At 68.2% G+C, this 23,319-nt stretch carries 22 protein-coding genes and 1 pseudogene; 11 read left to right on the forward strand and 12 right to left on the reverse strand.

All coding sequences use genetic code 11. The annotated features are described in order from the left end of the window. Nucleotides 1-76: 76 nt before the first annotated feature. From ALI144C_RS44415 to ALI144C_RS44425, 3 genes and pseudogenes are all read right to left on the reverse strand, one after another. A pseudogene (locus ALI144C_RS44415) lies at nucleotides 77-1,249 on the reverse strand (DUF222 domain-containing protein); the annotation flags it as partial. A gap of 199 nt (nucleotides 1,250-1,448) precedes the next feature. After that, nucleotides 1,449-2,939 carry a CoA-acylating methylmalonate-semialdehyde dehydrogenase gene (locus ALI144C_RS44420; protein WP_076993266.1) on the reverse strand — a complete coding sequence of 497 codons (1,491 nt, stop codon included), beginning with the start codon at nucleotides 2,937-2,939 and terminating at the stop codon, nucleotides 1,449-1,451. A 1-nt stretch (nucleotide 2,940) separates the two neighbouring features. Next, nucleotides 2,941-3,933: a LacI family DNA-binding transcriptional regulator gene (locus ALI144C_RS44425; RefSeq protein ID WP_076993267.1), complete on the reverse strand. Its 993-nt coding sequence runs from the start codon at nucleotides 3,931-3,933 to the stop codon at nucleotides 2,941-2,943. 134 nt (nucleotides 3,934-4,067) lie between these two features. On the opposite strand from ALI144C_RS44425, the gene ALI144C_RS44430 reads away from it, so the two are divergent. The 9 genes from ALI144C_RS44430 to iolD are packed head-to-tail and all read left to right on the forward strand — an operon-like array spanning nucleotide 4,068 to nucleotide 13,325. Continuing rightward, entirely contained in the window at nucleotides 4,068-5,069 is a 1,002-nt protein-coding gene (locus tag ALI144C_RS44430) for a Gfo/Idh/MocA family protein (RefSeq protein ID WP_076993268.1), read from the forward strand. Next, nucleotides 5,066-5,926, forward strand: coding sequence for a sugar phosphate isomerase/epimerase family protein (locus ALI144C_RS44435; protein ID WP_076993269.1), 861 nt, complete (start codon nucleotides 5,066-5,068; stop codon nucleotides 5,924-5,926). Before ALI144C_RS44430 ends, ALI144C_RS44435 begins: the two co-directional genes overlap by 4 nt. 23 nt (nucleotides 5,927-5,949) lie before the next feature. After that, on the forward strand, nucleotides 5,950-6,945 hold the full coding sequence (locus ALI144C_RS44440; protein WP_076993270.1) for a sugar ABC transporter substrate-binding protein: 996 nt from the start codon (nucleotides 5,950-5,952) through the stop codon (nucleotides 6,943-6,945). Then, a complete protein-coding gene (locus ALI144C_RS44445; protein ID WP_076993271.1) occupies nucleotides 6,942-7,985 on the forward strand; it encodes an ABC transporter permease in 1,044 nt (347 codons plus the stop codon). The genes ALI144C_RS44440 and ALI144C_RS44445 overlap by 4 nt, the downstream gene beginning before the upstream one ends. Continuing rightward, nucleotides 7,982-8,752: an ATP-binding cassette domain-containing protein gene (locus tag ALI144C_RS44450; protein ID WP_076993272.1), complete on the forward strand. Its 771-nt coding sequence runs from the start codon at nucleotides 7,982-7,984 to the stop codon at nucleotides 8,750-8,752. Before ALI144C_RS44445 ends, ALI144C_RS44450 begins: the two co-directional genes overlap by 4 nt. Next, nucleotides 8,749-9,690: a 5-dehydro-2-deoxygluconokinase gene (iolC, locus tag ALI144C_RS44455; protein WP_076993273.1), complete on the forward strand. Its 942-nt coding sequence runs from the start codon at nucleotides 8,749-8,751 to the stop codon at nucleotides 9,688-9,690. Before ALI144C_RS44450 ends, iolC begins: the two co-directional genes overlap by 4 nt. Then, a complete protein-coding gene (locus ALI144C_RS44460) occupies nucleotides 9,680-10,594 on the forward strand; it encodes a Cgl0159 family (beta/alpha)8-fold protein (RefSeq protein ID WP_076993274.1) in 915 nt (304 codons plus the stop codon). The genes iolC and ALI144C_RS44460 overlap by 11 nt, the downstream gene beginning before the upstream one ends. Then, nucleotides 10,591-11,481, forward strand: a complete 891-nt coding sequence (iolB, locus tag ALI144C_RS44465; RefSeq protein WP_076993275.1) for a 5-deoxy-glucuronate isomerase — start codon at nucleotides 10,591-10,593, stop codon at nucleotides 11,479-11,481. The genes ALI144C_RS44460 and iolB overlap by 4 nt, the downstream gene beginning before the upstream one ends. After that, nucleotides 11,478-13,325 carry a 3D-(3,5/4)-trihydroxycyclohexane-1,2-dione acylhydrolase (decyclizing) gene (gene iolD, locus ALI144C_RS44470; RefSeq protein ID WP_143231227.1) on the forward strand — a complete coding sequence of 616 codons (1,848 nt, stop codon included), beginning with the start codon at nucleotides 11,478-11,480 and terminating at the stop codon, nucleotides 13,323-13,325. The genes iolB and iolD overlap by 4 nt, the downstream gene beginning before the upstream one ends. A gap of 87 nt (nucleotides 13,326-13,412) precedes the next feature. On the opposite strand, the gene ALI144C_RS44475 is transcribed toward iolD, so the two are convergent. Next, nucleotides 13,413-13,595, reverse strand: a complete 183-nt coding sequence (locus tag ALI144C_RS44475) for a DUF3073 domain-containing protein (protein ID WP_076993276.1) — start codon at nucleotides 13,593-13,595, stop codon at nucleotides 13,413-13,415. A gap of 194 nt (nucleotides 13,596-13,789) precedes the next feature. On the opposite strand from ALI144C_RS44475, the gene ALI144C_RS44480 reads away from it, so the two are divergent. Continuing rightward, complete coding sequence (locus ALI144C_RS44480; RefSeq protein ID WP_076993277.1) at nucleotides 13,790-14,674, forward strand: hypothetical protein; 885 nt, start codon at nucleotides 13,790-13,792, stop codon at nucleotides 14,672-14,674. Here the strand turns inward: ALI144C_RS44480 and ALI144C_RS44485 are convergent. The 4 genes from ALI144C_RS44485 to ALI144C_RS44500 all read right to left on the reverse strand — a co-directional run bounded on the left by ALI144C_RS44485 (nucleotide 14,671) and on the right by ALI144C_RS44500 (nucleotide 17,769). Continuing rightward, on the reverse strand, nucleotides 14,671-15,240 hold the full coding sequence (locus tag ALI144C_RS44485) for an RsiG family protein (RefSeq protein WP_076993278.1): 570 nt from the start codon (nucleotides 15,238-15,240) through the stop codon (nucleotides 14,671-14,673). The two genes, ALI144C_RS44480 and ALI144C_RS44485, sit on opposite strands and share 4 nt — an antisense overlap. 24 nt (nucleotides 15,241-15,264) lie before the next feature. Next, a complete protein-coding gene (locus ALI144C_RS44490) occupies nucleotides 15,265-16,122 on the reverse strand; it encodes a 3-keto-5-aminohexanoate cleavage protein (RefSeq protein ID WP_076993279.1) in 858 nt (285 codons plus the stop codon). Nucleotides 16,123-16,321: 199 nt separating this feature from the next. Continuing rightward, nucleotides 16,322-17,410 carry a CAF17-like 4Fe-4S cluster assembly/insertion protein YgfZ gene (ygfZ, locus tag ALI144C_RS44495; RefSeq protein ID WP_076993745.1) on the reverse strand — a complete coding sequence of 363 codons (1,089 nt, stop codon included), beginning with the start codon at nucleotides 17,408-17,410 and terminating at the stop codon, nucleotides 16,322-16,324. After that, a complete protein-coding gene (locus ALI144C_RS44500; protein WP_076993746.1) occupies nucleotides 17,386-17,769 on the reverse strand; it encodes a Fur family transcriptional regulator in 384 nt (127 codons plus the stop codon). Before ALI144C_RS44500 ends, ygfZ begins: the two co-directional genes overlap by 25 nt. 90 nt (nucleotides 17,770-17,859) lie before the next feature. Here ALI144C_RS44500 and ALI144C_RS44505 point away from each other — a divergent pair, with 90 nt between their 5' ends. Next, the gene (locus ALI144C_RS44505) at nucleotides 17,860-18,702 is read left to right on the forward strand and encodes an aminodeoxychorismate lyase (protein WP_076993280.1); all 843 of its coding nucleotides are present in this window, start codon (nucleotides 17,860-17,862) and stop codon (nucleotides 18,700-18,702) included. A gap of 64 nt (nucleotides 18,703-18,766) precedes the next feature. Here the strand turns inward: ALI144C_RS44505 and ALI144C_RS44510 are convergent, their stop codons facing one another. The 4 genes from ALI144C_RS44510 to ALI144C_RS44525 all read right to left on the reverse strand — a co-directional run bounded on the left by ALI144C_RS44510 (nucleotide 18,767) and on the right by ALI144C_RS44525 (nucleotide 23,246). Further along, nucleotides 18,767-21,028 carry a glycosyl hydrolase family 18 protein gene (locus tag ALI144C_RS44510; protein ID WP_076993281.1) on the reverse strand — a complete coding sequence of 754 codons (2,262 nt, stop codon included), beginning with the start codon at nucleotides 21,026-21,028 and terminating at the stop codon, nucleotides 18,767-18,769. Nucleotides 21,029-21,127: 99 nt separating this feature from the next. Then, nucleotides 21,128-21,988: a biotin-dependent carboxyltransferase family protein gene (locus tag ALI144C_RS44515; protein WP_076993282.1), complete on the reverse strand. Its 861-nt coding sequence runs from the start codon at nucleotides 21,986-21,988 to the stop codon at nucleotides 21,128-21,130. Beyond that, the gene (locus ALI144C_RS44520; RefSeq protein ID WP_076993283.1) at nucleotides 21,988-22,596 is read right to left on the reverse strand and encodes a 5-oxoprolinase subunit B family protein; all 609 of its coding nucleotides are present in this window, start codon (nucleotides 22,594-22,596) and stop codon (nucleotides 21,988-21,990) included. The genes ALI144C_RS44515 and ALI144C_RS44520 overlap by 1 nt, the downstream gene beginning before the upstream one ends. Before the next feature lie 8 nt (nucleotides 22,597-22,604). Further along, nucleotides 22,605-23,246, reverse strand: a complete 642-nt coding sequence (locus ALI144C_RS44525; protein ID WP_076993284.1) for an FABP family protein — start codon at nucleotides 23,244-23,246, stop codon at nucleotides 22,605-22,607. Nucleotides 23,247-23,319 lie beyond the last annotated feature (73 nt).

Here is a 23,319-nt window from a genome sequence, read left to right on the forward strand (position 1 = left end):
CGACATAGTCGGGCGGAGTGAACCACGCGACCCCGTCGTCGAGCCGCACCTCCCACTCACTCCGGTGCACCAACCGATGATGAGTTCCGCACAGTAGAACGAGATTCCCCAGAGCGGTCGGCCCGCCCTTGAGCCACGAGCGCACATGATGGCTGTGGCAAACACTCGCGGGCCGATCGCAGGCGGGGAAGGCACACCCGCGATCCCGCAACACCAGCCCTCGCCGAATGTGCGCGGGAACGACATAAGCGGGAACGGCGACATCCAAAGGCTTCGACTCCCCACCCATGACAGCGGGAAGGACATGCGCGTCACAGGCAATCCGCCGCGCCTCACCGGCAGTCAACCGAGTCCCGGGTAGAACCCGGCCATCGACTGACCGGGTCAATTCATCCATGGAGATGGTGAAGGCGACCTCGGTCTTGTACCCGTTGTGAGTCGACGAGTCAGGACAGTTGGCCGCCTGCTGGAGCACATCGGCGAAGGCATCCCCACCCCGCTCGGAGAACCCCCGAGCATCACCGGACTCCATCTTCTCGAACGGGGCCAGCAGAGCCTCGAAGAGAGCAGCGGTCTCGGCATCCAACCGACCCTTGAACTCCATCCGCCCATCACGGAAAACATGCCGCCGCAACTCACGCTCCGGCCGTTGAGGCTCTTCATCGCGGGGCGGAGTCCCATCAGGGTCGACAACATCCCGTACCCACCGCTCGCCGTACCGCGCCAACGCGTTTGGATCATCCTCAGCCGCGCGCTCGACCATGATGTCCTCAGCCAGCGCGACCTTTTCCGGCGCGAGGTGACTGAGGCTGCCGACAAACCTCCGAATGACCTCCACCTGCCCAACGCCGATCTCACCGGAGGCAAGCTTCGCAGCGGTCAACGGAAGCGAAGCGTCAACCACAGCGCCAGCCGGAGTCCTCGTCTCATGAAGGGCGACGGCATGAGCAAGGCGTTGGTTGGCCTCGCTACGAGTGATGTTCTGCGTGTGCACCAGAAGCGCGGCGCTGTTGCTGTACCCCAACTCGTAGGCGGCACCACGGGAATCCAGCTCCGCCAACAGCTCCAGGTGCTCGGCGTAGGCGCGACGCAACCGTTCCTCAGACGCGGTGAGGCGGGCGACCAGCTCTCGATTGCTGGCCTGCCAAAGGGAAGAACCCCCGATCTGCGTCATGCCTCCACCGTACCGACAGAAAACATGAAAATCCCTAAACAAAACCGCATTCACTCGATAGGGCGGCATGGTCATCAACGAAAACCTCTGGCGCCCAACAAAACCAGCAAGCCAACCCCACTGAAATTGGTTCCGCCCATCGAAGCAGTGGTGCCACCGGCAAATCCAGTAGTCCACAACTCGCCAGTAACCCTTTGACCGGCCCCAATTGCCGATAGACTGGAGCAGGGACGCCCCCCGGGTTGGGTGGGGGCTTGTCCATCTTCTTCTTGTGTCACCCGTGGGTGGGGAAGCCGAGGTCGATGCCTGACTGGCGCGGCCACCGCGACGTCACGGCCTTGGCGCGCGTGTAGAACTTCACGCCTTCCGCGCCGTGCACGTGGGTGTCGCCGAACAGCGAGTCCTTCCACCCGCCGAACGAGTAGTACGCCATCGGCACCGGAATCGGCACGTTGATCCCGATCATCCCCACATGCACGCGCCTTTGGTATTCACGCGCCGCCAGGCCGTCGCCCGTGTAGATCGCCGTCCCGTTGCCGTAGGGGTTGGCGTTGACCAACTCCACGGCGGCGTCGAACGTCGGCACGCGCACCACGCACAGCACCGGGCCGAAGATCTCGTCTCGGTAGATCGACATTTCCGGGGTCACGTCGTCGAACAGCGTCGGCGCCAGCCAGAAGCCGCCCTCATGCCCAGCCGGAACGAACCCGCGCCCGTCCACGACCAACGCAGCACCCGAAGCGATCCCGGCGTCCACGTATGAGGTCACGCGGTCGCGGTGCACACCCGTGACCAGCGGCCCCATTTGGGATGCCGGGTCTGTGCCGGGGCCTGTCACCAGGGAACCGGTTCGGGAAGCGATCGCGGCGACCAGCGGGTCCGCGACATCTCCAACCGCCACAACCACCGAGATCGCCATACAACGCTCACCCGCGCTGCCGTAGCCAGCGGACACGGCCGCGTCGGCCGCGACCTCGACATCGGCGTCCGGCAACACGACCATGTGGTTCTTCGCCCCGCCTAACGCCTGCACCCGCTTGCCGTTCGCCGTCCCGCGCGCGTACACGTGCTTGGCGATCGGCGTTGAGCCGACAAACGACACGCCTGCCACGTCTGGGTGGTCCAGGAGTGCGTTCACTGCGGTCGCGTCACCTTGCAGGACATTCAGTACACCTGCGGGCAGTCCGGCTTCGCTGAACAGCTCCGCCAGCCGGACCGCCGTCGACGGGTCGCGCTCGGAAGGCTTCAGCACGAAGGCGTTCCCGGCCGCGATGGCCAGCGGGAACATCCACATCGGGACCATCGCGGGGAAGTTGAACGGCGTGATCCCCCCGACCACACCCAGCGGCTCCCGTACCGAATACGCGTCCACACCACGAGACACCTGCTCGGAGTGCTCGCCCTTCAACAGGTGCGGGATGCCGCAGGCGAACTCCACGACTTCCAGCCCGCGCTGCACTTCACCCGCCGCGTCCGACAGCACCTTGCCGTGTTCCGCCGTGATCAGCGCCGCCAGTTCGTCCCTGTGCTGGTGCACGAGCTCGCGGAAGGCGAACATGATCCGGCTGCGCGTCGACAGCGACGACTCGGCCCACTCCCGCGCAGCCTTCACCGCCGACGCCACCGCGAGATCCACGTCGGACTGTGCGGCCAGCACGACCTTGCGGGCGACCGCTCCGGAGGACGGCTCGAACACGTCGCCGGTCTCCACCGAGGCTCCTGTTGCCCGTGCGCCGTCGATGTAGTGCGGGACAAGCTCTGACATTTCAGCTCCTGGCTTGGGTGGTCGAGCGGACTACGAGAGAGGGGTGCAGCAGCTTCTTCACCGGCTCGGTGCGTTCGCCGCGGACCCGTTGCACCAGCGCCTCGCCCGCGAGCCTGCCGATCTCGTGGCGCGGCTGGTCGATTGTCGTCAGTGAGACGTGCCTGAGGCCCGCCAGCGACGTGTTGTCGTACCCGACGACCGACATGTCCTGGGGGACGCGCAGTCCGGCCTCTTCCAGTGCGGAGATCGCGCCGACCGCGTTGAAGTCGTTGGCCGCCACCAACGCCGTCGGCAGTGCTCCTTGTTCGAGCAGTTGGCGTACGGCCTTCGCCCCGGCCAAGTCCGTGTACTCGCTGGGGATCACGCGCGGTGCCAGGCCATGGCGCTGCATCGCCGCGATGTAGCCGCGCCTGCGCTGCGGTGCCTGCGAGCCGACGCCGCCGTCCAGGTGGGCGATCTCGTCGTGGCCCAACGACACCAGGTGGTCGACGGCCAGGGCTGAGCCCGCTTCGCCGTCGTCGTTCACAGTGTCCAAAGTCGACAGACGGGACGACCTGGCCACCAGGACCGTCGGCGCCTGCTCGGCGGCCTCGGCCAGCGTGTTCGGTGGCACGACCGGGCCGAGCAGCGCCAACCCGGCCGGGCGGAAGGCCAGCAGGCCGTTGACCGCCCTGCGTTCGCGGGCGGGACTGCGGCCGCCGGTGTTGATGATGAGCTCGAAGCCCTCCGCCTGCGCCACTTCGTCGATCCCGTCGACGACCTCGGCGAAGAAGGCGTTGTGCAGGTCCGACACCATCACGCCGAGCACTGTCGACGTCCGGCTGGCCAACGACCGCGCCATCGCGTGCGGCGAGTAGCCGAGCTGTTCGGCGGCGTCGAGCACGGCCTTGCGGCGCTGCTCGCTCACCTTGGGCGAGTCGTTCATGACCAGGGAGACCAGCGCGCGTGACACACCGGCCAGCCGGGCCACGTCTTCCATGGTCGGGCGAGTCAAGAGGTCCTCCGGGTTGTAACAAGCGGGCGACGCGCCCTTGACACGACTTGGCACACGATACAGCATTGGAGCGCTCCAACAAGTAGAGCGCTCTAACAAAGACTGGCTTTGACCTGCGGATCCATTGGAGAAGAATGCGTATCGGAGTAGCCGGAGTCGGCCGGATCGGCACGATGCACGCGCGCAACCTCGCCTCACTCGACGCGGTGGACGAGGTCGTCCTGTTCGACCCGGTCCCCGGCCGCGCCGCCGAAGTGGCGGGGAGCATCGGCGCGCAGGCGGTCGACGACCTGGACGCGTTGCTCAGCGCCAGCGACGGCGTGCTGATCGCGACTCCGACCACGTCCCACCCCGAGACCATCCGCCGTGCCCTCGCCGCACGGACGCCCGCATTGTGCGAGAAGCCGATCGCGAGCGACTACGCCGAGATGAGCGCGCTGGTCGACGACATCGAGGCCGCCGGTGTCGATGTGCTCGTCGGGTTCCAGCGCCGGTTCGACCCGGCGGTCTCCGAGCTGCACCGGCGGATCCGCGCCGGTGAGGTGGGCAAGCTGTACCTGGTCCGGTCGACCGGCAACGACGCCGAACCGCCGGACTTCTCCTACCTGCCCGCGTCCGGCGGGATCTTCCGCGACCTGCTGATCCACGACCTCGACGCGGTCCCGTGGCTGGTCGGCGAACCGGTGGTGGAGGTGTACTCGTCCGGGTCCGTCCTGGTGGACCAGGCCTTCGCGGACGCCGACGACGTGGACAACGCCGTCGTCATGCTCAAGTTCGCCGGTGGTGCGCACGCCGTGCTCGTCGGCGGCCGGCACGACCCGCTCGGCTACGACCACCGCATCGAAGTACTGGGCAGCAAGGATTCCCTCGCTGTCGGCGTGGACTCGCGCACGCCGTTGACGTCGCTCGAACCGGACGGCCCGAAGGTCGCCGTGAACGCTTATCCCGGCTTCCCGGAACGGTTCCACCGCGCGTATCTCAACGAGATGGCCGTGTTCGTGGACGTTGTCGCTGGTCGCGTGCCGAACCCGTCTCCCGCGCGGGACAGCCTGACCAGCTTGCGCCTGGCGTTGGCGTGTGACGAGTCGCGCCGGACCGGCGTGCCCGTGAAGATCGAGCAGGAGGTGGTCGCGTGAAGCTCGCTGGAGCGCCGATCTCGTGGGGCGTCTGCGAAGTCCCTGGCTGGGGCGTGGTGCTCGACCGGGACACGGTGCTGAGCGAGATGGCCGAGCTCGGCCTGACCGCGACCGAACTCGGCCCGCCCGAGTACCTGCCGACCGACCCGGCCGAGCTGCGTGCCCTGCTGACCACGTACAACCTGACACTGGTCGGGGGATTTCTCGCGGTTCCGTTGCACGATTCGTCCAGCGTCACCGAAGCCGAACAGACGGCGAAACTTCTAGCCACATGCGGCGGCGAAGTGCTCGTGCTCGCGGCCGCTACCGGTCTCGCCGGATACGACGACCGTCCCGCGCTCACCGACACGGAATGGTCCACGCTGATCACCACAGCGGCGGACATCCGTGACATCGCCGAGTCGCATGGCCTGCGGACTGTGCTGCACCCGCACGTGGGCACGCACGTGGAGACCGAGGCCGAGGTGGAGCGGTTCGTGCGCGACTCGGACTTGCCGCTGTGCCTGGACACCGGGCACCTGATGATCGGCGGCACCGACCCGGTCGCGCTCGCCGAGCGGTACCCGGAGCGGATCGGGCACCTGCACCTGAAAGACGTCCGAGCCGACCTCGCGGACAAGGTCCGCGCGGGCGAACTCGGCTACACCGAAGCGGTCGGGCAAGGCATGTACGTGCCGCTCGGTCAGGGGGACGTGGACATCGAGGCGGTCGTCCGCTTCGTCCACCAAGCGGGCTACGACGGGTGGTACGTCCTCGAACAGGACACCGCACTGAGCGACCGGAGTCCGGTCGATACGCCGAAACAGGACACTGCGAGCAGCCTGCGCCACCTCAACCAGATAATCGGCGGTCTGTGAAAGCCGCTCAGCGAGGAGAGACGATGACGTCCGATCGCTTCGTGAAGTTCAAGTTCGCGGCAGCTGTGGCCGCCGGAGCGTTGGTACTGGCCGCGTGCAGCGGCCCGCAAGGTGACAAGCCCGCCGCAGGTGGTGGCGCCGCCCCAACCCCCAACAGCGGCGGAAGCCTGCGCGTCGCAGTCGTCACACACGGCACCTCGGGCGACGCCTTCTGGAACGTGGTGAAGAACGGCGCCGAAGCCGCGGGCAAGCAACTCGGCGCACAGGTCGACTACAAAGCCGACGGCGACCCGGGTGCCCAGGCCAAGCTGGTCGACAACGCCATCGCCCAGAAGGTCGACGGCCTCGTGGTGTCGATGGCGAACCCGGACGCGCTGAAGACCTCGATCCAGAACGCGGTCAAAGCGGGGATCCCGGTGATCACGATCAACTCGGGCGAGGCCAAGAGCGCGGAGTTCGGCGCGCTGACCCACGTCGGCCAGAGCGAGACCATCGCCGGTGAGGGCGCGGGCAAACGCCTCAAGGACGCGGGCAAGACCAAGCTGCTCTGCGTGATCCACGAAGCCGGGAACATCGGCCAGAACCAGCGCTGCGACGGCGCGAAGAGCGCCTTCGGCAACGTGACCACACTGCAGGTCGACATCAACAACCCGACCGACGCCCAGTCCCGCATCAAGGGCGCCGTCCAGGCCGACCCGTCCGTCGACGCGGTGCTGGCGCTGAACTCGCAGGTCGCGGCCGGTGCGGTGACGGCGATCAAGGGCGCGGGCGCCAAGGCGCAGGTGGCCACGTTCGACCTGAACACCGACGTCGTGACCGCGATCAAGGCCGGTGACGTCCTGTTCGCGGTGGACCAGCAGCAGTACGAGCAGGGCTACCTGCCGATCGTGTTCCTGAAGCTCTACAAGGAGAACGCCAACACAGTCGGCGGCGGCCGACCGGTGCTGACCGGCCCCGGTTTCGTCGACAAGTCCAACGTGGACACGGTCGCCCCCTTCGCCGAAAAGGGCACGCGGTGAGCGTCGCTGTGCGGAGCCAGTCCGACGAGCGGCTGGCCAAACCCGGTCTGTGGGATCGGCTCGTCGTCCGCCCCGAGATCGGCGCCTTACTCGGTGCCCTGGCCGTCTTCGTCTTCTTCTCGGTCGTCGCCGGGCAGTTCCTCAGCCCGCTCGGCGTCGCCAACTGGCTGGACGACGCCTCGACGCTGGGCATCATGGCGGTCGCCGTCGCCATGCTGATGATCGGCGGCGAGTTCGACCTGTCCGCCGGTGTGATGACCGCGTCGACCGCGCTGGTCACCGCGATCTTCGCGACGCAGGTCGGGCTCAACGTCTGGTTCTCGCTGCTGCTTTCGCTGGTCTTCGCCCTCGGGGTCGGAGCGATCAACGGCTGGCTCGTCATGCGAACCGGGTTGCCGAGCTTCATCGTCACCCTGGGCACGTTCCTGGCGTTGCAGGGGTTGAACCTCGGTGTCACGCGGCTGATCACCGGCACCGTCCAGGTTTCCGGGATGCGCTCGGCCGACGGCTACGAAAGCGCCGGGATGCTGTTCGCTTCCACCGTCGACATCGGTGGCACGGACTTCCAGGTTTCCATCGTGTGGTGGGTGCTGTTCGCCGCTGTCGCCGCGTGGGTCCTTGTTCGCACGAGGTTCGGCAACTGGACGTTCGCGGTCGGTGGCTCGGCGCTCAGTTCACGGGCCGTCGGTGTTCCCGTCGTGCGGACGAAGATCACGCTGTTCATGACGACCGCGTTCGCCGCGTGGATCGTCGGGTCGATCAACATCCTGCGCAACGCCAGCGTCCAGGCCAACCAGGGCATCGGCCTGGAGTTCCAGTACATCATCGCCGCCGTCATCGGTGGCTGCCTGCTCACGGGCGGGTTCGGGTCCGCGGTCGGCGCGGCGATCGGTGCGCTGATCTTCGGCATGGCACGGCAGGGAATCGTGTACGCCCAGTGGAACAGCGACTGGTTCATGCTGTTCCTCGGCGTCATGCTGCTGGCCGCCGTCCTGGTGAACAACACGTTCCGCCGCCGGGCAGAGAGGGTGCGTCGATGATCGAGGTCCGTGACATCGGCAAGACGTACGGCAGTGTCATCGCGTTGGCTGATGTGTCCACTGTGGTCAACCCCGGTGAGGTAACGTGCGTGCTCGGCGACAACGGCGCGGGGAAGTCCACGCTGATCAAGATCCTCGCCGGGGTGCACCAGCACGACAAGGGCCAGTTCCTGATCGACGGCGACGAAGTCCGGTTTGCCTCGCCGCGTGAGGCGCTGGACAGCGGGATCGCCACGGTCTACCAGGACCTGGCTGTGGTGCCGTTGATGAGCGTGTGGCGCAACTTCCACCTCGGCTCCGAGCCCACGGTCGGCTGGGGCCCGTTGCGGCGCCTCGACCGCAAGAAGGGCAGGGAGACCACCAGGACCGCCCTGGCCGAGATGGGCATCGACCTGCGTGACGTCGAACAGCCGGTGGGCACGCTGTCCGGCGGCGAACGACAGTGCGTGGCGATCGCCCGTGCCGTCCACTTCGGAGCGAAGGTGCTCATCCTCGACGAGCCGACCGCCGCACTCGGTGTGAAACAGGCCGGTGTCGTGCTGCGGTACGTCGCACAGGCGCGGGACCGTGGCCTCGGGGTCGTGCTGATCACGCACAACCCGCACCACGCCTACCCCGTCGGCGACCGGTTCCTGCTGCTCAAGCGCGGCCGGAGCCTCGGCTCGTACGAGAAGGGCGACATCACCATCGAAGAGCTCACCCGGCAGATGGCCGGTGGGGCCGAACTGGAGGCCCTCGAGCACGAACTCAGGGCGGTACAGAAGTGACGTTGCAGGCGCTGACGATCGGCCGCGTCGGGGTGGACCTCTACCCCGAGCAGAGCGGGGTTCCGCTGGCCGGGGTGCGGACCTTCGCCAAGTCGCTCGGCGGCACCGCGACCAACGTCGCGGTCGCCGCCGCGCGGCTCGGCCGTGAAACCGCTGTGCTGACGAAGGTCGGGCCGGACGGGTTCGGCGACTACGTCCGGGAAGCGTTGGCGGGGTTCGGGGTATCGCCGTCGTACGTGGGTACGTCGCCGGACCTGTTGACCCCGGTGGTGTTCTGCGCGCTGGATCCGCCGGAGGACCCGCCGCTGCTGTTCTACCGGCTGCCCACCGCGCCCGACCTCACTCTCACGCCCGAGGACGTGCCGTGGGACGTCGTGGCGGAAGTCCCCGTGTTGTGGGTGACCGGGACGGGCGTGAGCACCGAACCGGCTCGTGGCACGCAACGCGAGATCCTCCAGACGAGGGGCCGCCGGGATCACACCGTGCTGGACATGGACTACCGGCCGATGTTCTGGGCCGACGTCGACAAAGCCCGTGAGCAGATCTCGTGGATGCTCGACCACGTCACGGTCGCTGTGGGCAACCGGACCGAGGCCGAGGTGGCCGTCGGCACCGCGGACCCGGACGAGGCCGCGCGCCGGATCCTGGACCGCGGCGTCTCGCTCGTGATGATCAAGAAGGGCGCGGACGGCGTGCTGGTGGCGACCAGGGACGGGTCGTGGACCGTGCCGCCGCACCCGATCGACGTGGTCTGCGGGCTCGGCGCCGGTGACGCGTTCGGCGGCGCGCTGGTCCACGGCCTGCTGGCGGGCTGGGAGCCGGTCCGCATCGCCGAGTACGCCAACGTCGCCGGTGCCGTTGTCGCTGGTCGGCTGGCCTGCGCCGACGCCATGCCGGTCCCAGCCGAGATCGAGGAGCGTCTCCAAGGTGATCAGTGACGCCCAGTGGGCCGAGCTGTTGCACACCCGTGCGAACAATCCACAGGCTGTGCATAAGCTGTATACAACTCGCGCGCGTCGTGCGTCCTTGCTGACAGACGACGGCACGATGTTCCTCGTCGCGGCGGACCACACCGCCCGGGGCGCGATGGGTGTCCCCGGCGACCCGAACGCCATGGTCAACCGCCGTACGCTGCTGGAACGCCTGCTCATCGCGCTGGCGAACCCCGCTGTGGACGGCGTGCTCGGCACCCCGGACATCATCGAGGAGCTGCTGCTGCTCGGTGCTATCAAGAACAACGGGGCGCTCCAGGACAAGATCGTGATCGGGTCGATGAACCGGGGCGGCCTGGCCGGTGCCGAGTGGGAGATCGACGACCGGTTCACCGCGTACAGCGCCGCAGCCGTCGCCGACCTGGGCCTGGACGGCGGCAAGATGCTGTTGAGGCTCGTCGACAACGACGCGGGCACCGTCCCGACTCTCCAGGCCTGCGCCGACGCGGTCACCGAACTGGCCGCGCGGGGCGTGATGGCGATGGTCGAGCCGCTGCCGTACCGCCGGGTCGAGGGCGAACTCCAGTTGCTCAAGGACGGTCCGTCGCTGGCTCGTGCGGCGACCGTGGCGTCGTCGCTGGGTGAGACGTCCGCGTACACGTGGTTGAAACTGCCCGCGCCGGACGACCCTGACTTCGTGCTGGGCGCCACGACCTTGCCGACTGTCGTGTTGGGCGGGGTGCCCGGCCCCAAAGTGGAGGACGACATCGCGTCGTGGGGCCGTTCGCTCAGACACCCCGTCGTGCGCGGCCTGGTGGTGGGTCGCGCGTTGCTCTACCCGCCGGACGGCGATGTCGCCGCCGCCGTCGAAGCCGCCGCCAACGTCCTGCGTGAAGGAGTGAAGGCATGACCCTGCACCGTCCACATGGAACTCTGGCGGACGGGACGGACCCCATCCGGCTCGGCCCGGCGGACGCGGGCTGGACGTACACCGGCCTGCGGGTGCTCGCTCTTGCCCCCGGTGCGACCAGGGCCGTGTCGACCGGCGAGTTCGAGGCGTTCGTGCTGCCGCTGGCAGGCAGCCTGGCGGTTTCCGTCGACGGCGAGGTGTTCGAGCTGACCGGCCGTGACTCGGTCTTCACCAGGGTCACCGACTTCGCCTACGTGCCGCGCGACGCCGAAGTCACCTTGTCGACAAAGGACGGTGCCGAGGTCGCGCTGCCGATGGCGCGCTGCACTCGGCGACTGGCGCCGAAGTACGGTCCGGCGCCGGAGATCCCCGTCGAAGTGCGCGGCTCGGGCAACGCGACAAGGCAGGTCACGAACTTCGGCGTGCCGGGAGTCTGGGACCACGCCGACAAGCTCAGCGCGTGCGAGCTGATCACCCCGGACGGCAACTGGTCCTCCTATCCGCCGCACAAGCACGACGAGGCAAGCGACTGCGAGGTGGTCAACGAGGAGATCTACTACTTCCGGATCGCCGGGCAGGACGGGATCACACCGTCGCGGGACGGTTTCGGCTTCCACAAGACCTACACCGCCGACGGCACGATCGACGAGGACGTGACCGTCCGCGACGGCGACGTCTTCCTGATCCCACGCGGCTACCACGGTCCGTGCGTGGCCGCGCCGGGCTACCCGATGTACTACCTCAACGTCCTCGCCGGGCCCGCCGACGACCGGTCGATGGCCTTCTGCGACGACCCGGCCCACACGTGGGTGCGGCAGTCGTGGGAGAAGCAGACCGACGACCCGCGCTGCCCGGTGACCTCGGCCGAAGGGAGGGTCAACCCATGAAGCTGACCACCGCGCAGGCCCTGGTCCGTTGGCTTGTGGCACAACGGACCGAGTTGCTCGACGGCACCGAAGCCCCGCTGTTCCCCGCGGTCTACGCCATCTTCGGGCACGGCAACGTGCTGAGCCTCGGCGCCGCGCTCGAGGAGTACCGCGCACAGATCCCGGTGTGGCGCGGCCACACCGAGCAGGGCATGGCGCTCGCGGCCGTCGGCTACGCCAAAGCCACCCACCGCCGCCAGGTCGGCGTCGCCACCTCGTCGATCGGTCCCGGTGCGCTGAACATGATCACCGCGGCCGGAGTCGCCAACGCCAACCGCCTGCCGTTGCTCCTGCTGCCCGGGGACACGTTCGTCAACCGCGCGCCGGACCCCGTGCTGCAGCAGATCGAGCCGTTCGGCGACGCGACGGTCAGCGTGAACGACGCCTTCCGCCCGGTCAGCCGCTACTTCGACCGGATCACCCGGCCGGAACAGCTGATCGCCACGCTGCCGCAGGTCGCGCGCGTGCTGACCGACCCGGGTGACTGCGGGCCGGTGACGCTGGCGCTGCCGCAGGACGTCCAGGCCGAGGTGTTCGACTTCCCGGAGTCGCTGTTCGAACCGGTCGTGCACCACGTGCTGCGGCCACGGCCCGACCGGCGTTCGCTCGGTCGCGCCGCCGAGGTGATCCGTGCCTCACAGCGGCCGTTGCTCGTGCTGGGCGGTGGCGTGCGGTACTCCGGCGCGGCGCAGACCGCGATCGAATTCGCCGAACGCCACAACGTGCCCGTGGTGGAGACCACAGCCGGACGCACGCTCGTACCGCACAGCCACCCGCTGCACGCCGGTCCGCTGGGCATCACCGGCTCGGCGTCGGCCAACGCGCTGGCCGCCGAAGCCGATGTCGTGATCGCCGTGGGCACGCGTCTGCAGGACTTCACGACCGCGTCCTGGTCGGTGTTCTCGCCGGACGTCAAGCTGGTGACGGTCAACGCGGCCAGGTTCGACGCCGTGAAGCACGGCGCGGTCGCTGTCGTCGCGGACGCGCGTGAGGGCCTCGAAGAGTTGCCGCTCACCGACTGGAACGCGCCGGAGAACTGGTCGTCGCGGGCCCCCGCCGAACTGGCCGAGTGGGACGCGCACATCTCGGGACTGCGGTCGGCCGGTGGTTCGTTGCCGACCTACGCCGAGGTCGTCGGGGTGGTCAACGACGTCTCCGGGCCGGAGGACTACGTGATGACCGCGTCCGGCGGCCTGCCCGGTGAGCTGATCGGCGGCTGGCGGGCCCTCGGCGAGTCGACAATGGACGTTGAATACGGCTTCTCGTGCATGGGTTACGAGATCGCGGGCGCCTGGGGCGCGGCGATGGCCCGGCAGACGGGGATCGTGACCACCCTGCTCGGCGACGGCTCGTACCTGATGCTCAACTCGGAACTGTTCTCGGCCGCATTCGCCGGGCACGGTTTCGTCGCGGTCGTGTGCGACAACGACGGATATGCCGTCATTGACCGTCTACAACGCGGGCAGGGCGGCGCCGGATTCAACAACATGTATTCCGATGCCCGCAGTCTCCTGTCCGAACCGCCACGCGTGGATTTCGCGACACACGCGGCCGGACTCGGTTGTGCCGTGCTTGTCGCGAACACCGTCGAGGACCTGCGCGCCGCTTATTCGAAAGCGCGTGAACACGCCACGACAGGTGTTCCCGCTGTGGTCGTGATCAGGACCCATCCGAGTTCGTGGACCGAAGCCGGAGCGTGGTGGGAAGTGGGTGTGCCCCAGGTTTCACACCGCTCGGAAATCGCCACGGCACGCGAAGAACTCGATGCGGCCAAAGCGAACCAGGTGCGCTACCTGGCCCCTTGAACCGCCGGGTGCCGTGAGTGAGAGGACCGGCATACAGACACCAGGGCAGGCAACTACCAGCTTGCCCTGGTGTCTGTATGCCGAGATTCAGCGACGGTAGTCGTCGTAGCCGTCGTCGTAGTCGTCGCTACGGTCCTCTTCTTGGTGATCACTGGACTCGTTCGAGCCCGACAGCTCTCGCTGCAGAGCATCGAAGTCCGTGTTCCGAGTGCTGTACTTGAGCTCTCGGGCCACCTTCGTCTGCTTGGCCTTCGCCCGGCCGCGCCCCATGGCTCGACCCCCTCGCACAGGGATGGGGCGGCCGGGGGAAACGGCGGCCCCACTCGTCTCGACAACTGATTCCTGACAACTACCGTACCGTGCCGATGGGGTCCGACGCGACGCGGCACCATGTGCCGGTGATGACAGATCAGCCTCGATCGGCCGATCGACCCGTCCCGGGTCGGCCATGACAGCATGAAGTAGTGCCTCGTCCGTTCGTCGCCTACCTTCGGGTGTACGAACCGTTGTCGGCTTTTGACACTGAGTTGTCAAATCGGCTACGGAACGTAGTAGAGACCGGTCCCCTTGTGCGTTCGGCTGTGGGCGAACGTGAACGGGAAATGTGGTTCAGGTCACAACTTTCCGTGCCGCCCAGATTGCTCCCGGGCGAGTCGGCCGACGGCAGCGCCTCACCGCGCACCGTCAAGGACGTCCTCGTCCTGGACCCGCAGGAGGTGCCGGGCGCCGACGCCAAGATCGGTCCGCTCGTCTGCCCGCTCGACGTGATGCCCCGCTCGGCGGCGGCTCTCGTCGGGTTCCTGGCCACTGCCCACCCCGCCCTGCGGGACGCGGCGATAGCCGTCTCGGTGGACGCCGTACGGGCGCGGGCGGCCTCGGTGCTGTCCGAGCAGCCCTCCGGCGCCGTGCACGCCGTGTCGACGACGTGGACCGTCCCGCTGCCCTGGTTCGTGATGTTCGACTACACGCGCCGCAGGGTGAACCTCGCGCCGGTCGCGTCACCCGACCGGGAAAGCTCGTGGCGCGCGACGATGGCCGACGCCAAGGCCAGGGTCACCCGCGCCTTTGAGCTCGCGTCGAGCACCTTCGGTGAGCGCGGCCCGGCCAAGGTCCTTGAGGACACCGCGGGGTGGCTCGAGCATTTCGACGGTAATTCTGCCGTCGAGCTCGACTACGGCGGTCTCGTACAGTTGATGGGCGACGAGGAGCTGGCGGGCGACTCGACGTGCGAGGACGTCAACGCGATCGTGGACGCGCTCGAATCCGGCGACGCCGAAACCGTCGCCGAGCGGTTCGAACTGCTCCGCGAGTTCTGGGGCGAACTGGCCATCAGGGAGCGGTACAACTAGAGGTCTTCGTCGCGCTCCCGCTCGGCGGCGAGCAGCTCGTCGACCGACGCCTTGCCCTCCCGGTACCGCTTGGCGATCTCGGCGTTGAGCAGGTCCATCACCACCTGGACCTGGCGGCGCCGCTGGGAGACCGACGCCTCTTCCTGGGCGTACGTCTGCAGCGCCAGCTCCAGCCGCTCGTCGGGCAGCGAGGACACGTCCGTCAGGTCCGCGTCGGACACCAGCGCCTCGACGTGCCTGCGGTGCGCCTCGGCTCGTGAGGGCTCCAGGGTCTGGTAGCGGCCCATGCCCATCGCCGGGCCGACCGCGTTGTCCGCGAGGATCGTGGCCAGCTGTTCGACCACCGAGGCCGAACCGCCTTCGGTGCGCCGCTTCTGTTCGGCCCGCACGATGTCGATCCGCCCGTGCAACAGCCTGCGCAGGTAGGACAGGTCCGTCTCTTCCTGCGCGGCGTCGTCGCGCCGTGCCCGCACCTCGGCCAAGCCGAGCCGGTCAAGGCCCTCGATGTAGTCCGGGTCGAGCACGCGGTCGATACGTCGGCGCCCACCAGGTCGGACTTCGATCACGGGATCATCCTCCGGCAACAGCGCCTAGACCGCCACATCGGCCAGCCCCTTTTCACCCTTGACCCCCAGCAGTTCACGGACGTGAGCGACCGCCAGCGGCGGACGCTGCGCGATTCGGGCCAGCCCGGCCGCCCTCGCCACCAGTTGCGCGTTGTCCTTGACCCGCTCACCACGTGCGTACGAGATGGTGTCCTCCATCCCCACTCGCAAATGGCCACCCGCGGACAACGAGGCGAGCATCACCGGCAGGGTGCTCCGGCCGATGCCCGTTGCCGAAAACGTCGCGCCATCCGGAATGAGCCGCAACGCCGACACGAGGGTCTCCGCGTCACCCGGCATTCCGCCTGGCACTCCCATCACCAGATCCACGTGCACGTGGCCACCGGCCGGCGGCCCGTACTCGTCGAGCAATCTGTGCAATGAGGCGAGCTGACCGAGGTCGAAGATCTCGTACTCGGGGACGATCCCGCGTTCCTGCATTCCCTTGTGCAGTTCGACGACGAAATCCCACCGATTGAGGAATACGTCGTCGCCGAAGTTGACCGTGCCCATGGTGCACGACGCCGAATCGGGCATGGCGTCGAGAACCGCGAGCCGGTCGGCCTCGGGATCCGTCACCGCGCCGCCGGTGGACAACTGGACGATCAGGTTCGTCTGTTCCCGCAACGCGGCCACGGTGTCCTTGAGACGACCGAGGTCGAGCGTGGGTTTGGCGTCCGTGCCCCGGATGTGCACGTGGATCATGGCCGCGCCGACCCGTTCGCAGTCCTGCGCCGTGCTCACCAGTTCCGCCAGCGTCACCGGGAGGTTCGGCACGTCCGACTTGGCGTGCTCGGCCCCGGTCGGCGCCACCGTGATGATCGTGCCTGTCGACTGGGACATGGCGTGATAGTGACACAGCGCCGGGCCGTGTGTCGTCGCGGACCGGTCCCAGAACCCGATTGTTGCAATCGTTCGCCAGCCGCCGACCCACCCGGCTGTGGCCGAAAGCACACGCTGCTGCGGTTGCCGGAAATTCCCCGGACGAATGGCGGACCCGTCGGGTCCCATCGTCCTACCGAAGGGATGGGCTGTTCGCGCGCTAGCCGCGCAGGCGTTTCATGGCCTCACGGCCCAAGCCTGGCGTGTCCGGCGGGAGCGAGTCCGGATCGATCGACGCGGCCACCCCACCGGCCGTCAGCTCGGTCTCCGGGCCGATCGACCGCTTGATCAGGGCCAACGCGATCGGACCCAGCTCATGGTGCTGCGCCACCGTGCCAACCCGGCCAACGGCGCGCTCGCCCGCGTTCACCGGGTCACCCGTCGACGGCAGGGCATCCGCTGAGCCGTCCAGGTGCAGCAGCAGCATCTGCCTTGGGGGACGGCCGATGTTGTGCACCTTCGACACCGTTTCCTGGCCTCGGTAGCAGCCCTTCGCCACGTGTGCTGCCGACGGGACCCAGTTCACCTCGTGCGGGATCGTCTTCTCGTCGGTGTCCACGCCCACCCTCGGCCGCAGCGCCTCCACCCGGAGCGCCTCGTATCCCCAACTGCCCATCGGGCGGGCGCCCGCCTCCGTCAGTCTCGTCCACCAGGTTGTCAGGTCCGGGCGTGGGACGAGCAGGTCGAACGCGTTGCCTGGCATCCGGCGCACCGGGCCCTCGACACCGTACGTGTCCGTTGGCGCCTTCAAGCCGACCGCTTCGAGGGTCTGTGCCGCGTCCGGGCCGATCAGGGACACCAGCGCGATCTCCGCCGTCGCGTCCCTCGGCTCCACCTTCGACCAGAACTTCATCGACTCCAGGTAGTCCAGCAGCGTCTGCTGGTCGCCGCGAGCCCCCGTCGCGTGGGCGCCGGGCTCGGTGTCCATCCAGACCGTGCCGTCGCGGTGGGCCAGGACCATGTGGGCGTCCACGCGTCCCTGGCTGTCCAGCACCAGCGCCTCTGTCCCGGTGTTCTCCGGGAGGTCGCTCACGTGCTGCGAGATCATCAGGTGCAGCCAGCTCAGGCGATCTTCTCCCGGGACCGCGATGACCTCGCGGTTCGACCTGTCCACGACCGCCACCGTGCGTGCAGCCGCCCGTTGCTCACCGAACGGGTCGCCGTAGTGCCAGGCCACCGCCTGGTCCGGGTTGTCCTCCTGTGGTGGCACAGCTCCCGGCAGCGTCACTTGCTCTCCCCGTTTATGCAGTTCCGGCACGTTCCCGACAGCGCTACATGGCTTGCGTCAAGTTTGAACCCGTACCCGTCGCGCAGTGTTCCCGCGAGGCCGTCGAGCAGCTCGCACGGCACCTCCTGCACGTCGCTGCACTGGTGGCACACGAGGTGTACGTGCTCGTGGTCGTGCGCCGAGTACGTCGGCGCGCCGTGGCCGATGTGCGCGTGCCGCACCAAGCCGAGCTGCTCCAACAGGTCAAGGGTGCGGTAGATCGTCGTGATGTTCACCGTCGGTGTGGTCCGCTGGACGTGCTTGCACACCTGTTCCGGCGTGGAGTGTTCCAACGCCACCACCGCGTCCAGCACGAGTTGCCGCTGCGGCGTCATCCGCATGCCGCGTTCATGCAGCGTGGACTTGAGCGCCGCCCGTTCACTACGAGTCGTCTCCACAAGCCCAATATATGCGGGAGTAGGTTCACCCCCATGCCAGTACTCGCGCTCCTCGACGGAACCATCGCCGATCCGACCCACCCCCTCATCCGCGTAGACGACCTCGGCCTCATGCGCGGCGACGGGATCTTCGAGACAGTGCTGGTGGTGGACGGAAAACCCCGTGAGCTGGAGCCGCACTTCGACCGGCTGGTCCGGTCCGCGGCCATGCTCGACATGCCCGCGCCGTCCCGCGCCGACTTCGACCGGGCGACACGCGCTGTGCTCGACAACTGGTCCGGCGGATCCGAGATGGCACTCAAATGGGTGTACACGCGCGGTGTCGAAGGCGGCGACGGGACGCCGACCGGCTTCGCGCTCGGCCTCGAGATCGCCGAGAAGGTCAAGCGGCAGCGCGCCGACGGGATCGCCGCGGTGACCCTCGACCGCGGGTTCGACGCGGACGCCGCCGCCCGCGCGCCGTGGCTGCTGCTGGGTGCGAAGACCCTGTCCTACGCGGTGAACATGGCCGCGTTGCGGGAGGCCGACCGCCGTGGCGCCGAGGAGGTCATCTTCACGACGTCGGACGGCGCCGTGCTCGAAGGCCCGACGTCGACCCTGATCGCCGTGTCCGGCAGGACCCTGCGGACGCCACCGGCGACCATCGGCATCCTGCCGGGCACGACGCAGGCCGCCCTCTTCCGTGCCGCCGAACGGGAGGGGTGGTCGGTGAAGGTCGAGCCGATCCGGGTGCCGGAACTGACCGAGGCCGACGGTGTCTTCCTGGTCTCCAGCGTCCGCAAGGTCACCCGGGTGCACACGATCGACGGAACCGAGCTCACCGACAGCACAGCGCTGCACAGCGAGATGGTCCGCCTCTACGACTCCGAGTACTGAAAACCTGTCGTGAGTGTTTTGGCCGGGGTGCCAACCGGCCAAAACACTCACGAGCGGTGCTGGGCTACTTCAGGCCCGCGTCGACCGCGTTGGTCAACAGGCCAGGGTCACCGGACATCTCCCACGCCATGGCGCCGAGCAGTCCGCGTTGTTTGATCCACGCTGTCTTCTTCTGGATCGCCCAGACGTCGTCGAACGTCCACCACTGGTTGCCGGTGTAGCAGGACGTCGCCACCGCCGGTTCGTCGTGGTAGACCGTGCAGTTGGGCACGCTGGCCATCAGGTTGCCGTAGCCCCTTGTGCCCGCTTCCTCGGCGAACTGGCCTGGCGCGGCACCGTTGGCGGCCTGCCATTCGCCCTTCTTCCCGCCGTCGGTCACGCCTTGCCAGCCGCGGCCGTAGTACGCGAGGCCCAGTGTCAGCTTGCGTGGGTTCACGCCCTTGTCCGTGTAGGCGTTGATCGCGGCTTCGGCGCTGAACTTGAACGGGTACGGGTCGTCCGCGTCGGCGTACAGGTTGCCCTGGTGACCGGTGCGGTTGGGCTCCCACGAGTTGTCGCTGCCGGATCCGTGGAAGTCGTAACCCTGCACGTTGGCCACGTCCAGGTAGTTGAAGATCTTGCTGACGTCCCAGCCGTCGCTGACCTTCTTCGGGTCGGCCGGGGTGAAGGCCTGCAACTCGTAGCGCTTGCCGGTGGTGGCGCCGTACGCGTCCATCTGCGTGCGGAACTCGGCCAGCAGTGCCGTCAGGTTGTCCTTGTCGTTGGGGCTCCAGTGGTTGCCCGGGTGACCGTCGGGGTTGCCCGGCCATTCCCAGTCGATGTCGATGCCGTCGAAGACACCGGCTGCCGTGCCGGGACCGCCCGCGCCGCCGTAGGGCTTGATGTTGCCCTTCAGCCAAGTGTCCACACAGGACGACACGAACTTCTTGCGGGACGCGTCGGTGGCCGCCGCGTCCGAGAAGTACTTGGAATACGTCCAGCCGCCGAGCGAGACGAGGACCTTCAGGTTCGGGTACAGCTTCTTGAGCTTCTTGATCTGGTTGAAGTTGCCGCGCAATGTCTCCCAGCCGGTGTCACCGACGCCGTCGACCGACTGACCGGCCTGGAACGGCCGTGAGTAGTCCGCCTCGGCGTCACCCGCGCCGTCACCCTGGTTGGGGTCCTGCGGGTTGGACGACGTGCCCTTGGTGACACCGGACATGCACGTGTGGCTGACCGGGTCGATGTTCTGGAACGCGTACAGCAGGTGCGTCAGCTTGCCCGCCGCACCGGACGTGTGCAGGTTGCGGATGAAGTACTGCCTGCCGTAGATGCCCCACTGCACGAAGTACGCGACCTTGGCGTAACCCGAAACGATGTCCGAAGTGGTCACGGACACGGCAGCGCTCGCGGCTGAAGTGTTGTCGTATCCGTCGCGTGCCCGCACGCTGAACGAGTACTTCGTGGACGGTGCGAGCCCGATGACCTTGGCCGAGGTCGTGGTCACGGTCATCGCCAGGGTGGAGCCGTTGTACACGTCGTACGCCACGACGCCCGTGTTGTCGGTCGACGCGCTCCACGACAACGAGGCGCTGCCGGCGTCGGTCCCGGTCGCGCGCAGGTTGCCGGGCACGGTCGGCGCCTGCGTGTCGTCACTCGGGTTGTTGGTGCGCACGGCCAACGCCGTGCTGGCTGGCGACTTGGTTCCCTTGCGGTCCACCGCGACGACGGTGTACGAGTACTCGGTGTTCGGCGTGAGCCCGCTGATCGACGCGACGGTGGTTCCCGTCGTCGCGGCCAGTGTGGTCCCTTGGTAGACCTCGTAGCTGGTGACGGGGAGCGATCCGCCGGGGGAAGCGTTCCATTCCAGCGTGATCGTCTTCGTCGTCTTCACGGTCGCGCGCACGTTCGTCGGTGCGCCTGGTGGCGTGTCGGCCGAGCCGTCGCAGTTCCCGTCGTCGACTCGACACTTCGTCGGCGTTGTCGCCGTGCTGAACCGGACGCTCGGGTTGTACGGGTTGGTCGAGCGGCCCGCGCCGAGCGAATTGATGTAGTACGCCGGGGTGACGGTCACCGACGTGCCGCTTTGCGACACCGTCGCGTGCTCACCGGTGCTCACGGTGACACCGGAGGGCACTTCGAAACTGATCGCCCATCCGCTCACGGTCGCTGTGCCCGCGTTGGTCACGGTGTAGGTACCGACGTTGCCGGACAGGGCGAACGCCGCTCTCAGGCTGCCCGCCGCGTGCGCGGGCGCGCTCAGTGACACGGCGCCCGCGACGGCCAGGAGGGCCGCGGCCAGCGCCGTGATGAGGCGGGTTCTGGTGGAGCGAGGTTTGTGAGACATGGCAGGGTTCCTCACGCCGTAGTGGTCTAGACCAGGTTGCGGCGATGTGAACTCGCGCACAACGGACCGACTCAGTTGTTCTGCATGCTGAAACGGTCGCTAGCCCATTGGGCGGAAGCGGATGCGGACACCCGGCCGAGCCTGCGCCAGCCACGGCAAGCTGTCCGCGGCGACCACACCGATCACCGGGTAGCCGCCGGTGGTCGGGTGGTCGGCGAGGAACACGACGGGCAACCCGTTGGGCCGCACCTGGATCGCGCCCGTCACCAGGCCCTCGCTGGCCAGTTCGACGTCCTGGAACGCGGCCTGCCTGCGCAACGCCGTGCCGACCAGGCGCGACCCGACCCGGTTGCTCTCCGGCGAGACCTTCCACCGCCCCTCGGCGAGCTGACGCCCCGGCTCGGCGAACCAGTCGTCGCGCGGCCCGAGCACGACCGGGATCACCAGGTCGTTCCCGGCACGCACCGGAGTGACCTCGTCGGCGCCGACCGGCAGACCGGGCGTGCCCAGCAGCAGCACGTCCCACCGCTGCAGGGCGTCCGGGCCGAGCCCCGACAACACGTCGGTCGACCGCGAGCCGAGTTCGAGCGGTCCGTCGACACCGCCGGAAATGCCGATGTAGCACCGCAAACCCGTCTCCGGCGTGCCGACCGTGACCTCGTCGCCCGCCGCCAGGTGCACCGGCGCGTGCGATCCGACGACCCGCCCGCACACCGTGACGTCGACCTGCGGACCCGTCACCGCGACCGTGCAGGAGGTCTCGGCCCGCAGCGACACGCCACCCAGCAGCGCCTCGATGCCCGCCGCTGATTCCGGGTTGCCGACGAGCCGGTTGGCCAGCCGCAACGACGGCTGGTCCAACGCGCCGGACGGCGGCACTCCCAGATGCGCGTGGCCGGGCCTGCCCAAGTCCTGGATCAACGCCAGCGGGCCGGTACCCAGTACCGTGACGGCCCGCATCAGACGGCCTCGAACCGCACGGAATCACCTGGTGAGAGCAAAGCCGCGGGTTCACGATCCGGATCGAACAGCGTCGCGTCGGTACGGCCGAGCAGCCGCCAGCCACCCGGCGACGCCGTCGGATACGCGCCGGTGAACTCACCGGCGATTGCGACCGAACCGCGCGGCACGCGCTTGCGCGGGTTGTCCAGCCGAGGTTGGACAAGCGCTTCAGGCAGGCCCGTCAGGTACCCGAACCCGGGTGCGAACCCGCAGAACGCCACTCTGTACTCGGCGCTTGTGTGCGCCTCGATCACCCCGTCGACGTCCATACCCGCGGTCTGCGCGACCAGGTCCAGGTCAGGACCGTCGTAGTGCACGGGCAGCACGACCTCACGCGGCTGGGACACCGCACGCACAGCCAGGTCGACCGTGTCGAGCAGCGGCTGCAGGCGCGCCAAGCCGCCTGAACCCGGTTGGAAGGACGCCAGGACCGTCCGGGCCGCGGGGACCAGGTCGAGCAGGCCGGGCAGGTCCGCGTCGGCGAGCGCGGCCCGGACGGCGTCGACCTCGTCCAGCGAATCCACTTCGACGAGCACCGCATTCGCACCGCATCGCCGTAAGCGCATAGGAGTGGTCAGCCGACGACGCGTGTCAGGTAGGCCGAGGTGTGCGGCTGGAGTTCCTGACCGACCATCGCGCGCTCCTCGACGTACGCCAAGTCGCCGTTGTTGACCAGGCCGTACAACCGCTTGGCGCCGTTGACCTCCTTGGCCGAGGACGTCCGCACGACCGCGTCCGTGGTCAGCTCCCACGAGGTCTGGGTGCGCGGCGTGCCGTAGAAGATCTCCACGATCCCGGTCGCGTGCGCCAGCACCAGTTCGATCGTGTCGTCCGGCTGTGGCCGCCACCAGCCGACCTCACGGGCCGCCGGGCGGATCACGTTGCCGTCGTCGTCCAGCAGCCAGGCGCGGGACTCGTAGGACAGGAACGGCCTGCCGTCGTGCGCGAAGGTGATCTGCTGGCCGAACTTGTGAGTTTTGTCCAATGTGGGATAGACGACCTCACCCTCGCCACGCCACACCCCCACCAGCGGCAGCAACGCCAGCAGCGCGTCGTTGAGGTTGGGGCCCTCCCGCAGGTTCGCCGTGTCCGCCGGGATCGGCAGGTCGTCGAACTGGGGCAGGTTGCGGTGCCGGGTCAGCTTGGCCCGCTCGGCAGCCGCCTGTACGGCCGCGTCGCCACTGCCCGGCACGGCCTCGCTGTCCTCCGTGCTCATCAGCGCTGGTCGCTGTACAGCCGGTACACGACGTAGGCCGAGAACCAGAGAACCGCGATGGCCACGATGACCA

It is taken from the genome of Actinosynnema sp. ALI-1.44 (genome assembly GCF_001984155.1).
Lineage (GTDB): Bacteria > Actinomycetota > Actinomycetes > Mycobacteriales > Pseudonocardiaceae > Kibdelosporangium.